10 protein-coding genes are annotated in these 11,526 nt (G+C 71.0%); 6 read left to right on the top strand and 4 right to left on the bottom strand.

Annotated elements, in window-relative coordinates; translation table 11 throughout:
• The first annotated feature begins 8 nt into the window (after window positions 1-8).
• The 3 genes from pdxH to IF78_RS0126930 all read left to right on the top strand — a co-directional run bounded on the left by pdxH (window position 9) and on the right by IF78_RS0126930 (window position 3,076).
• Window positions 9-677 carry a pyridoxamine 5'-phosphate oxidase gene (pdxH, locus tag IF78_RS0126940; protein ID WP_031478798.1) on the top strand — a complete coding sequence of 223 codons (669 nt, stop codon included), beginning with the start codon at window positions 9-11 and terminating at the stop codon, window positions 675-677.
• A 408-nt stretch (window positions 678-1,085) separates the two neighbouring features.
• The gene (locus tag IF78_RS0126935; protein ID WP_234439762.1) at window positions 1,086-1,487 is read left to right on the top strand and encodes a GNAT family N-acetyltransferase; all 402 of its coding nucleotides are present in this window, start codon (window positions 1,086-1,088) and stop codon (window positions 1,485-1,487) included.
• Between the two features lie 149 nt (window positions 1,488-1,636).
• Window positions 1,637-3,076, top strand: coding sequence for a PAS domain-containing protein (locus IF78_RS0126930; protein WP_031478796.1), 1,440 nt, complete (start codon window positions 1,637-1,639; stop codon window positions 3,074-3,076).
• A gap of 56 nt (window positions 3,077-3,132) precedes the next feature.
• On the opposite strand, the gene IF78_RS0126925 is transcribed toward IF78_RS0126930, so the two are convergent.
• On the bottom strand, window positions 3,133-3,888 hold the full coding sequence (locus IF78_RS0126925; protein ID WP_031478795.1) for an SIS domain-containing protein: 756 nt from the start codon (window positions 3,886-3,888) through the stop codon (window positions 3,133-3,135).
• Window positions 3,889-4,137: 249 nt separating this feature from the next.
• On the opposite strand from IF78_RS0126925, the gene IF78_RS0126920 reads away from it, so the two are divergent.
• Both IF78_RS0126920 and IF78_RS0126915 read left to right on the top strand, forming a co-directional pair.
• Entirely contained in the window at window positions 4,138-4,830 is a 693-nt protein-coding gene (locus tag IF78_RS0126920) for an iron-dependent transcriptional repressor DtxR (RefSeq protein WP_004000347.1), read from the top strand.
• A 748-nt stretch (window positions 4,831-5,578) separates the two neighbouring features.
• Window positions 5,579-6,466, top strand: coding sequence for an alpha/beta fold hydrolase (locus tag IF78_RS0126915; protein WP_031478794.1), 888 nt, complete (start codon window positions 5,579-5,581; stop codon window positions 6,464-6,466).
• 119 nt (window positions 6,467-6,585) lie between these two features.
• Here IF78_RS0126915 and IF78_RS0126910 read toward each other — a convergent pair whose 3' ends face one another.
• The 3 genes from IF78_RS0126910 to IF78_RS0126900 all read right to left on the bottom strand — a co-directional run bounded on the left by IF78_RS0126910 (window position 6,586) and on the right by IF78_RS0126900 (window position 9,728).
• Window positions 6,586-8,178 (bottom strand): hypothetical protein, encoded by a 1,593-nt coding sequence (locus tag IF78_RS0126910; protein WP_031478793.1) that lies wholly within the window; start codon window positions 8,176-8,178, stop codon window positions 6,586-6,588.
• Window positions 8,175-8,948 carry an ABC transporter ATP-binding protein gene (locus tag IF78_RS0126905; protein WP_031478792.1) on the bottom strand — a complete coding sequence of 258 codons (774 nt, stop codon included), beginning with the start codon at window positions 8,946-8,948 and terminating at the stop codon, window positions 8,175-8,177. Before IF78_RS0126905 ends, IF78_RS0126910 begins: the two co-directional genes overlap by 4 nt.
• 117 nt (window positions 8,949-9,065) lie before the next feature.
• On the bottom strand, window positions 9,066-9,728 hold the full coding sequence (locus IF78_RS0126900; protein WP_107050019.1) for a bifunctional DNA primase/polymerase: 663 nt from the start codon (window positions 9,726-9,728) through the stop codon (window positions 9,066-9,068).
• A gap of 316 nt (window positions 9,729-10,044) precedes the next feature.
• On the opposite strand from IF78_RS0126900, the gene IF78_RS0126895 reads away from it, so the two are divergent.
• Entirely contained in the window at window positions 10,045-11,430 is a 1,386-nt protein-coding gene (locus IF78_RS0126895; protein ID WP_031478790.1) for an NsdA family TPR-like regulatory protein, read from the top strand.
• The last annotated feature ends 96 nt before the right edge of the window (window positions 11,431-11,526 follow it).

Below are 11,526 nucleotides of genomic sequence, written 5' to 3'. Positions count from 1 at the left end.
ATGACCGCGTGACCGACCGAGACGCCGTCCCCCTCGACCCCGCCGCGATGCGCAAGCACTACCGGGCAGAGGGCCTCGCCGAGAACGACCTCGCCGCCACCCCCGTCGAGCAGTTCGCGCGCTGGTTCAAGCAGGCCGCGGCGGAGGCCCACCTCTTCGAGCCGAACGCGATGATCGTCTCCACCGCGGACGCCGAGGGACGGCCCAGCTCACGGACGGTGCTGCTGAAGCAGTTCGACGAGCAGGGCTTCGTCTTCTACACCAACTACGACTCCCGCAAGGCCCGCGACCTCGCCGACAACCCGTACGTCTCCCTGCTCTTCCCCTGGCACCCGATGGCCCGCCAGGTCATCGTCACGGGCGTGGCCCGGCGCACCGGCCGCGACGAGACGGCCGCGTACTTCCGCACGCGCCCACACGGCTCCCAGCTCGGCGCCTGGGCCAGCGCCCAGTCCGCGGTCATCGCCACCCGGGCCGACCTCGACGCGTCGTACGCCGAGCTGGCCGCGCGCTATCCCGAGGGCGAGCAGGTCCCGGTGCCGCCGCACTGGGGCGGTTTCCGGGTGGCGCCGCAGGCGGTGGAGTTCTGGCAGGGCCGCGAGAACCGGCTGCACGACCGGCTGCGGTATGTGGCGGAGCAGGACGGGAGCTGGCGGGTGGAGCGGCTCAGTCCGTGAGCCGGGGCCAGGCCGGCTGCGAAGGCAGACGACCCGCGAGCTCGGGTCCCTCCGCCGGTGGCGGGGGAGCCGGCCGGACGTGCCGGCGAGCTCGCGGGTCGGGTGACTGCTTGGGATTGGGCCGGCTGCACGCGTCTCTCACGTGCTGGTCCGGCACCGCACTGGGTGGGGTGACGGGCCGCTAGCCCGCAGCCACCTCACGCGTCCGGTTTTCATACATCTGCCGAACCACCTCCCTTCTCGTGTGCCCCACACACTAAAGAAGCGGCTCTGCCTCGATCAACCTCTTTTTTTCCTTGGACCCGTCCGCACTGGTCACCTAGCGTTCCGTCCATGACAAACCAGCAGGCGGTGCCAGGAGCAGCTCGAGATCGAGGTGTTCGCACAGCGCCGGTGGACGGTGAGGTCATGCTCCGGGAGTGGCGGCATGTCCACAACGTGATCGTTCCGCCCGCGGCCATGGATCTCGACGAGGTGCGGGAGCGCAGTGGGCGGTACCGGCTGCGGAACGCGTACGTCGGTGACGTCCTCGTCGGCTGCTCGACCGTGCGGCCGCCGGAGGGGGAGGAGGCGGTGGCGACGGTCATCGCGCGGGTGCTGCCCGGGTACCGGCGGCGTGGGTACGGCTCGGCGTTGTACGAGGAGGGGCTCGCCCACGCGCGCGTGCTGGGTGCCAAGGCGGTCGAGACCTGTGTGCTGGCCGTCAACGAGGACGGCCTGCGGTTCGCCGAGGCGCGTGGGTTCGTCGAGATCGATCGGTATGTGCTGGACGGTGAGACCGATCTCTGGGTGGACCTGCGGTGGGAGTAGTCACGCAGCGGCTCGCATGACGGCGCGTACAACGATTCCTTCAATCTTGGGGAACACGGTGTGTGCTGCGTCACGTTCCAGTTAGATGATTGCAAGTGAGCGAACCGACGCGTCGTACGTGCGGACGCAGCGCTTGGCAGGGGGTCCATGTGAGTGCTTCCCGGCGTAGTGGGACCACCGACGAGCTGGGGCCGGACGAGCCCGAGCGGGACGGTCCGGACGGGTCGTCGGCCGGTTCGGCCGGTTCGGAGGGTTCGGCGGGCGGTTCTGATCTGCTGGCCGCGCTGCTGGACGGGATGGACGCGGCCCTGTGCGCCTTCGACGCGGACGGGGTCGTCACCCATTGGAACCGTGAAGCGGAGCGGATCCTCGGGTGGAGCGCGGACGAGGCCGTGGGGCAGCACGGCTTCGCGGGGTGGGCGGTGCGCGAGGCCGACGCCGAGGAGGTCGAGGGGCGGCTGATGTCCGCCATGCACGCTCCGGGGCGGCAGGTGCACGAGTTCGCGCTGCTGACCAAGGACGGCGGGCGGGTCCTCGTACGGACGCAGTCGGCTGCCGTGCGCGGGCCGGACGGGAAGCCGGCCGGGGTGTACTGCGCCTTCAGCGAGGTGCACGCGCAGATCGATCTGGAGCGGTCGATCGCGCTGAGTGAGGCGTTGTTCGAGGACGCGTCGTGGGGTGTGGTGCTCGTCGACGCCGATCTGCGGCCCGCGGTGGTGAACGCTCATGCGGCTCGGGCGCTGGGCATCGGGCGTACGTCCGTGCTGGGGCGGCCGCTCGGGGAGCTGCTCGCCCAGGGTGTCGAGGAGTTGGAGAGCGCGCTCACACATGTGCTGGCGGAGGGTGCGCCGCCCGCGCCGGCCGAGATCTGGGTGAGTGTGCGGACGCCGGAGGGTGAGCGGCGCCGGTGCTGGCGGTGCGGCTTCGTACGGCTGGCCTCGCCGCTGGCGGAGGAGCCGGTGCCGTTGGGGGTGGGCTGGCTCTTCCAGGACGTGACCGCCGCCAAGCAGGGGGAGCAGGAGGCGGCGCTGCTGCGGTTCCGGACGAATCAGCTGCATCGGGCCGCGCGGGCCGCCGCGGAGTGCGAGGACCCCGCGGAGGCGGCGACCGTGCATCTGGACTTCGCGCTGGCCGGGTTCGCCGATCACGCGCTGATCGACCGGGTCGCGGGCGGGGCGGTCGCGGACGGGGAAACCGCGGAGCCGGTACGGCTGGTCCGGGTCGCCGTGACGCCCTCCGGGGCGCCGGGGCCGAGTCTGCTGGGCGGGGAGGCCGGGTTGCCGGTGCGATATGCCGAGGGGCATCCGGCGCTGCAGTGCGTGGCGCGGGCCGGATCGGTGCGGGCGGACGCGGGGAATCTGTCGGCGGAGCGGGCGCGTGAGTGGGCCGTGGGGCGGCAGTGGCCGGCGGACGCGGTGCACGCGCTATGTGCCGTGTTGCGCAGTCGTGGGCGGACGCTGGGGGTCGTGACGTTTCTGCGGGGCGCCGGGCGGAGCGCGTTCGAGCGGGGCGACGCGGCGTACGCGGAGGATGTGGCGGTGCGGATCGCTTCCGCGCTGGATCTGGCGGGGGCGCTGGGTTCGCAGTAGCCACGGCTGGGCTGCCGGGTCCCGGCCCGTGACGTGTCCGTGCCGGGTGGGCGGCTTCAGTGCCGGTAGAAGATCCTGTCGCCGTACTTCTCGAACACCCGCCTGTTCCAGTCGTGGCCGCCGTCGACGTTGCCCGAGCGCAGGAGCGGGGGCTCGATGCCGCGCTCGGCCAGTGCGGCGGCCGCTGTGGCCATGACCGCCTGGAGGAGGGCCGAGGTCACGACGGTGGACGCGGGGGCGAAGGGGGCCGGGATGGTGTCGAGGCTGAGTTCCGCGTCGCCGATCGCGATCTTCGAGTCGAGGACGATGTCGCAGTGGTCCTTCAGATAGGTGCCGGATGCATGGCGGGACTCGGTTTCCGAGGCGTACGCCACTGAGGTCACGCCGATGACCCTGACGCCGTGGGTGCGGGCGCTCATGGCCATCTCCACGGGGAGGGCGTTGCGGCCGGAGAGGGAGATGATGACGAGCGCGTCGCCGTCGCGGAGGGGGGAGTTGTCGAGGACCGCGCTCGCGAGGCCGTCGACGCGTTCGAGGGCGGAGCCGAGGGTGGCGGGCATGACGTCGACGCCTACGACCCCGGGGACCGCGAGCAGGTTCATCAGGGCGAGGCCCCCGGCGCGGTAGACGATGTCCTGGGCGGCGAGGGAGGAGTGACCGGCGCCGAAGGCGAAGAGCCGGCCGCCGTCGGCGACGGTGTCGGCGAGCAGGGTGCCGGCCGCCTCGATGTTCCCGGCCTCCTCGTCCCGGACCCGCTGGAGCAGTCCGATCGCGGCGTCGAAGAACTGGTCGGCCGGCTTGCTGTCGCTCATGCGGGGCCCTCCGGGGTGGGGGTGGCGGCGGTCGGATGGGTGTGTGTCGCGGATCACCGTGCGGTCTGGACCAGTGTGGTGTCAATACGGGAGTACGGGCCCCGGCGATGCGTGTGTAACCCGCTGGTTTCAACGGCGCGGCACGGTTGTCAGTGGTATCCGGCAGAATTGAGTTCAGGGCCAGCGCACGCGCCGTGGAGCTGTCTCGCTTCCGGCTGAGCTAATCGCAGAGCTAATCGAGGGGCACGTATGTCCGGACTGATCGACACCACGGAGATGTATCTCCGCACCATCCTCGAGCTGGAGGAGGAAGGTGTGGTCCCCATGCGCGCCCGGATCGCCGAGCGGCTGGACCAGAGCGGGCCGACCGTCAGCCAGACGGTGGCGCGGATGGAGCGTGACGGGCTGGTGTCCGTCGCGTCCGACCGTCATCTGGAGCTCACGGACGAGGGGCGGCGGCTGGCCACCCGCGTCATGCGCAAGCACCGCCTCGCCGAGTGTCTGCTCGTCGATGTGATCGGCCTGGAGTGGGAGCAGGTGCACGCCGAGGCGTGCCGCTGGGAGCACGTGATGAGCGAGGCCGTGGAGCGGCGTGTGCTGGAGCTGCTGCGGCACCCGACCGAGTCGCCGTACGGCAACCCCATCCCCGGCCTGGAGGAGCTCGGTGAGAAGGACGGCGCCGATCCGTTCCTCGACGAGGGCATGGTCTCGCTGGCCGACCTCGACCCGGGCGTCGAGGGCAAGACGGTCGTCGTGCGCCGTATCGGCGAGCCGATCCAGACCGACGCGCAGCTGATGTACACGCTGCGGCGGGCGGGAGTGCAGCCCGGCTCGGTGGTGAGCGTGACCGAGTCGGCGGGCGGTGTCCTGGTGGGCAGCGGCGGCGAGGCGGCCGAGTTGGAGGCCGACGTCGCCTCCCATGTGTTCGTCGCCAAGCGCTGAGCCGTCGTGTTCGTCGCGAGCACCGAGCCGTCGTGTTCGTCGCCGAGCACTGAGTCATCGGCACCCGTCCGTCCCGGGTTCTCTCCCGTGTAATTCCCGGTGAGGGAGCGGGAGTTGGGGTGATCCGCGGAACCGCGTCGAATCGAAGATTCACTCCGTCAAATCGCAGCGCTCGGACCCTTCGCGTGCGAGGCTGTCGCGTGAGGCATGTGACCTGAGGGCTCTTGGCCGTGATCGCCGCGAGGCGACCGGCCGGTGAGGGGGCGGGCGGATGTGCCGTGGTTGCGGAGAGGGCCCCGGCGCCTTGCGGCGCCGGGGCCTGTCCTCCCCTGTGCTGACCCGGAGCCCCGAGCTCTCAGGGTCATTCCCCTCGGACCGGTTTCCCCGAGCGGTCCGCCTCCCGCTGAAGATCTCCCCTCAGCAGTGGCGATCAATCCTTGCGGGGGGTCACTCGAATGAGGGGTGTTGGCCCCGGAGACCGCATTTTCGAATACGGGTTCGATAGTCTGCGAGTGACGGGTCAGGCGGAACGCGCGCTTCAGGAATGTGCGCATAAGATCACGTGAGACACACAGGACATGCACATCGCATGCGAGGGCATCGGCGGCGCGTGTGACGCGGGCAGCGCGCGGTGCTCGGTGAGCGATGGCGGATACGGCAGGAACGGCAGGCAGGGCGCGGTTCACAGGATCGGCCGGCTCGATCGGGAGCGAGCGGTCCGAGCGGAGCTAGGGGGGTGCCAGGATCTATGGCGCGGCGCATCGACGTGACCGGGACAGGCGGCGTACGTCTCGCGGCCTGGGAGTTCGGCGACCCTCTCAAGACCGACCCTCTCAAGACCGACCCCGCCAAGGAGCCCGACGGCGCCACCGGCGTCCTCTTACTGCACGGCCTGATGGGCCGCGCCTCCCACTGGGCCTCCACCGCCCGCTGGCTCTCCGAACGGCACCGTGCCGTCGCACTCGACCAGCGCGGCCACGGTCGTAGCGACAAGCCCGAGCAGGCCGCCTTCACGCGCGAGGCGTACGTCGACGACGCCGAGGCCGCCCTCGAACAGCTCGGCCTCGCCCCGGCCGTCCTCGTCGGCCACGCCATGGGTGCGCTGACCGCCTGGCAGTTGGCCGCCAAGCGGCCCGACCTGGTGCGCGGCGTGATCATCTGCGACATGCGGGCCTCCGCGCTCGGCGCGGCCTCGCAGCGGGAGTGGGCGGACTGGTTCAAGTCCTGGCCCGTCCCCTTCGCCACGCTGGCCGACGTACGCAAGTGGTTCGGTGAGGACGACCCTTGGGTCGAGCGGCCGAATCCCGCGCGGGGGGAGTTCTACGCCGAGGTGATGCACGAGTGCGAGGACGGCTGGCGGCCGGTCTTCGAGCTGGACCAGATGCTCGCCTCCCGGGAGACGTGGGTGTACGACGCGCACTGGGAGGAACTGGCGCAGGTGCGGTGCCCCACGCTGGTCGTGCGTGGGCTGGACGGGGAGCTTGGGCGGGCCGAGGCTCAGGAGATGGTTCGGGTGCTGCCTCGGGGGGAGTACGCGGAAGTGGCCGATGCCGGGCACCTGGTGCATTACGACCAGCCGGAAGGGTGGCGGGCGGCCATCGAGCCCTTCTTGGATGCGGTGCGCTCCGCTGGTTGACGCCGGGCGCCCAGGAGCTCGGGGCTTCGTGTTCGACGGCGGCTGCGGGTTGTGTGGGTTGTTCGCGCAGTTCCCCGCGCCCCTTAGGGCGTTGCCGGCCCGGGCGTCAGAAGGAGCCCTCAGCCCTTGCTCACCGCCGCAAGGATTTCCGGCAGTCGGGCCGCTGTCCGCGGCGCCGCCAGCCGTAGCCCCAGCAGGGTGATCGCTGCCCCATAGGCCGCGCCCCCCGGCAGCAGCAGCCACGTCCACGCGTCGCCGTCCTCGCTCACGTTCAGCCAGATCGTCAGCGCGATCACGGGGGCGCACAGGAGTGCCGCCGCGATCATGCCGCCGAAGATGGAGATCCAGGCCAGGCCCGTCTGGCCGGGAGCGACGTTCTTGTAGCCCTCCTGGGGGATGGAGTACGGGAAACGGGCCGACGTCCAGGCGCCCGTCGCCAGCATCGCGCCGAGGAGGGCGAAGGACAGGCCGAGGACCTCGGGGAGCTTGGGCCAGTCGCCGAGGAGCGCTGTCGTGAGGACGGTGACGAGCGTGGCGTACGGCAGGGTGATCAGCAGGAGGGCCAGGGCCCGGCCGCGCAGTTCGACGTACGCGTCCCGGGGCGACGAGATGGTCAGCGCGACCATCCAGAACGCGGAGGTGTCCTGGCCGAACTGGTTGTACATCATGATGCCGAGCATCCCGGCGGCGAAGCAGGCGAAGTAGATCGAACCGGTGCCCTGCAGGGCGTTGAACAGCGGCACGATCAGGCCGATCGCGAGCGAGGTCACCCAGCCCGCCTTGGTCTTCGGGTCCCGCCAGACGTAGCGCAGGCTGCGCTCCATGACCGTGCCGGTGCGGCCGGCCGGCAGAAAGCGGGCCGGACCGGCGGAGGTCCTTTCCCGTACGGCGGCCTCGGTGACCGCCTGGAGCGTGGAGCCGTCGGGCGAGGTCATCAGCCGCGTCAGATGCCGTGACCATACGGCGATCAGGGCCACCAACGCCCCCGCAGTCGACGCGAGTTGGAGAAGACCGACGCCGTACGACCCCTCGCTCACCGACTCCACCGCCCCGATCGCGGAGGCCGGCGGCAGCCACCGCAGCACATCCGCCACCGGATCGAGCTCGCCGAGCCCGGACGAACCCAGCCGCTGCGCCCCGAAGTTCACGACCTGCGCGCCGATCGCGATGACCAGCCCGCTCAGCACCGCCAGATCGCGTCCCTTCCGGCTGGTCAGCAGCCGGATGTTGGCCGCGGCGACGGCCCGCGCGAGCGCCACGCACACCAGCAGGGCCAGTACGACACCGATGACACCGACGACGTACGCCACCGCGCCCCGCGCGAGCGCGATCACCGAACCGGCGAACAGGCACAGCGTGAACAGCGGACCGATCCCCACCAGCGAGGCCGCGAGCAGCGCCCGTACCAGTGGCCGGGGACGCAGCGGCAGCATCACCAGCCGCGTCGGGTCCAGGGTCTCGTCCCCGCTGGGGAAGAACAGCGGCATCACGGCCCAGCCGAGCGCGAGCACCGCGACCAGGAGGACGACCAGGGAGCCGGCGTGCGCGTTGCCGCGCAGCAAGATCAGCCCGAGGAGTTGCAGGGCGGCGAAGAGCAGGACCAGCACGGCCGAGGCGATGTAGGCGGCCCGCCGTCCGGCGGACTGCCGCAGACCGTTCCGCAGCAGGGACAGCTTCAGCCGTACGACGACTGCTGTGACGTCGGTGCTCATCGCGCCGCCCCGCCGCCCAGCCAGTCGAGGTCGGTCCCGGCGTCGCGGCCGCCCGCGCCGACGAGTTCGAGGAACGCCTGCTGCAGCGAGGCCGCGTCACCGCGCACCTCGGCGAGGGTCCCGTGCGCCCGGATGCGCCCGGCGGCCATGACGGCGACCCAGTCGCACAGCGACTCGACGAGCTCCATGACATGGGAGGAGAAGACGACGGTGGCCCCGGAGGCGGTGTAGCGCTCCAGGACTCCGCGGATGGTCTGGGCGGAGACGGGGTCGACGCCCTCGAACGGCTCGTCCAGGAACAGCACTTCGGGATTGTGCAGGAGCGCGGCCGCGAGCCCGATCTTCTTGCGCATACCGGTCGAGTAGTCGACGACCAGCTTGTGCTGGGCCCCCGCGAGATCAAGCACGTCGAGCAGTTGCGAGGCCCGCTTGTCGACCTCCGCCCCGGGCAGCCCGCGCAACCGCCCCGAGTAGGCGAGCAGTTCCCGCCCGGAGAGCCGCTCGAAGAGCCGCAGACCTTCGGGCAACACCCCGATCCGCGCCTTCACTTCGACGGGGTCCCGCCACACGTCGTGCCCGACGACCGACACGGACCCCTGATCGGGCCTGAGCAGCCCAGTCACCATGGAGAGGGTCGTGGTCTTCCCCGCTCCATTGGGCCCGACGAGCCCGATGAACTTCCCGGCAGGCAACTCCAGATCAATCCCGGCAACGGCAACTTGCTGCCCGAACCGCTTCCAGAGCCCACGCACGCTAACGGCCGACGTCATGGACGCCAACCTTAGGGGCGCGGGGCTGTATCCAATAGGCGGCTCCGCCGCGTGGGCGCGACCAGCCACAGACAACCCGCAGCCGCCGATCTACCGCACTCGGCAGACGAAGAGGCGCTACCGGTCCCGGCCGCAGGCATACGCGAGCGGCGAGATCAACTCCTCCGCATCCGGCAACCACCGATTCGCCGGCGTAGGCCGGCAGGCCCACTGCACAGCCCCCCGGGATCCGAACCGGGTAGGCGGCCCGGCGACGTACGCCCCCTCCCCGAGCGCTACCAGATCCAGCGACCCGACCGACCACCCCAGCTTGCGCACCAGCTCGGGCACCTTCACCGCCGCCCCCGGCAGCACGAAGAAGTGCATCCGACGATCCGGCGTCAACGTCACCGGCCCCAGCGACAACTCCATCCGCTCCATCCGGGCCAGCGCGAGAAACCCGGCCGTCTCCGGGACGGAGATCGCATCGAAGGTACGGCCCGTCGGCAGCAGGATCGACGCGTTCGGCTGCTTCTGCCACATCCGTCGCGCGACCGTCGCGCTGCCCGTCGCCAGCGTCGCCCAATCCGGGCGCGCGGCGTGCGCGCCGGGCGCGGGGCATGTGGTGTCGCCGCAGGAACAGACCTGCACGCCGTCGACGGCTTCCAGCCAGGTACCCGGGAACACGTCCCAGTGGCGCTCCTCGGCGTAGCGAACGGCGGTCTCCAGCAGCGTTTCGCCGCGCTGCTTCGGAATCTGGGCGGCTTCGGTGGCCGGGATCGTCTCTTCCACGCTGAACACAACTCCCGCACCCACCCCTGGTTACGGGCATGACGCGCGCGGGGGAGGAGCATTGATTTCTCAATTGGGGCGCATGGGTGCATGTGTGGGGGCGCGTGGGAGGAACACCGGCCCGGACTGGGTAGCCACCTGTGGGGTCGGCTTCCGCCTTTACCCCGGCAATCCTCGCAAGCCTCGCATTTTCGGTATGCCGACGGGGCATTGATCTTCACGGCCGGAACTTTGCGGTGCACAGCCAGTGCCCCGAGCCGGATTCGGCGGTGGAAGAACGTCAACTCGGTGCGTGGGCAGGCACCGCAGCCACAGGGGGTACGCCATGGCCGCAAGGCCTCTCGTCGCGCGACAGCCGAACGAACGGCTGCAGGCGCTCATCCAGGAAGCGGGTTGCTCGAACGCCGGGCTGGCCCGCCGGGTCAACATGTGCGGTGCCGAGCACGGTCTCGATCTGCGCTACGACAAGACGTCCGTGGCCCGTTGGCTGCGCGGACAGCAGCCGAGGGGACGGGCGCCGGCGATCATCGCCGAGGCGCTCGGCCGGAAGCTGGGCCGTACGGTCACGATCGACGAGATCGGCATGGCCAACGGCAAGAATCTCGCGTCCGGCGTCGGTCTCCAGTTCTCGCCGACTGTACTGGGGGCCATCGAGCAGGTCTGCGAGCTGTGGCGCAGCGACGTCGGGCGGCGGGACTTCCTGTCCGGCTCGTCCGTCGCCGCGTCCGCGCTGGTCGAGCCGAGCCGGGACTGGCTGATCTCGTCGCCGGACTCGCAGGTGTCGCGCTCGGCGGGGCCGCGCGTGGGGCAGTCCGACGTGGCTGCCGTGCGGGCGATGACGCAGGCGCTCGTAGACCTTGATCACCAGTACGGCAGCGGGCATGTGCGCCCGGTCGTCGTGCACTACCTGAACAGTGTCGTCTCCGGGCTGCTGGCCGGGTCGTACCGGGAGTCGGTGGGGCGGGAACTCTTCGCCGCCGTCGCGCGGTTGACCGAGCTCGCCGGGTACATGGCCGTCGACACCGGCCAGCCGGGGCTGGCCCAGCGGTACTACATCCAGGCGCTGCGGCTCGCGCAGGCGGCGGGCGACCGGGGGTACGGCGGCTATGTGCTGGCCGCCTCCATGAGTCACCTCGCCGCGCAGCTCGGGAACCCGCGCGAGATCGCGCAGTTGGCGCGGGCGGCGCAGGAGGGGGCGCGGGGGCGCGTGACCCCGCGCGCGGAAGCGATGTTCCATGCGGCCGAGGCGCGAGGGCATGCCTTGATGGGTGACGCGCGGTCCGCCCAGGTGGCGTCCGGGCGTGCGGTGAGCGCGCTGGAGACGGCGGATCCGGAGTCCGGGGACGACCCGGCGTGGATCACGCACTTCGACGAGGCCTATCTCGCCGACGAGTTGGCGCACTGCCACCGCGACCTCGGCCAGGCCGAGGCGGCGGCGCGACGTGCCGAGGAGTCGCTGGCCGGGCTCCCCGAGACGAAGGCGCGGCGCCGTGCGATCGGCTATGTGCTGCTCGCCACGGCACAGGTGCAGCAGCGCGAGATCGAACAGGCCTGCCACACCGGGCTGAAGGCCGTCGAACTCCTGGGCACGCTCCGTTCCAACCGGGGCGCCGAGTATCTGGAGGACTTCCAGCAGCGGCTGGAGCCGTTCCGGGAGGAGCCGGTGGTACGGGACTTCGGGGCGCGGCTGGACCTCCAGGCCGCGGCATGAAACCAGGGGGTACGAGGACGTGAACGGCAGGGAAATGAAGGTGCCGGTGTGAAGGGAGGGCATTAACAGCGGATTGGGGGCCGTTGCTGTTACCGC

Source organism: Streptomyces bicolor (genome assembly GCF_000719285.1).
GTDB lineage: Bacteria > Actinomycetota > Actinomycetes > Streptomycetales > Streptomycetaceae > Streptomyces > Streptomyces bicolor.
This window is presented reverse-complemented; position numbering and strand designations above follow the sequence as displayed.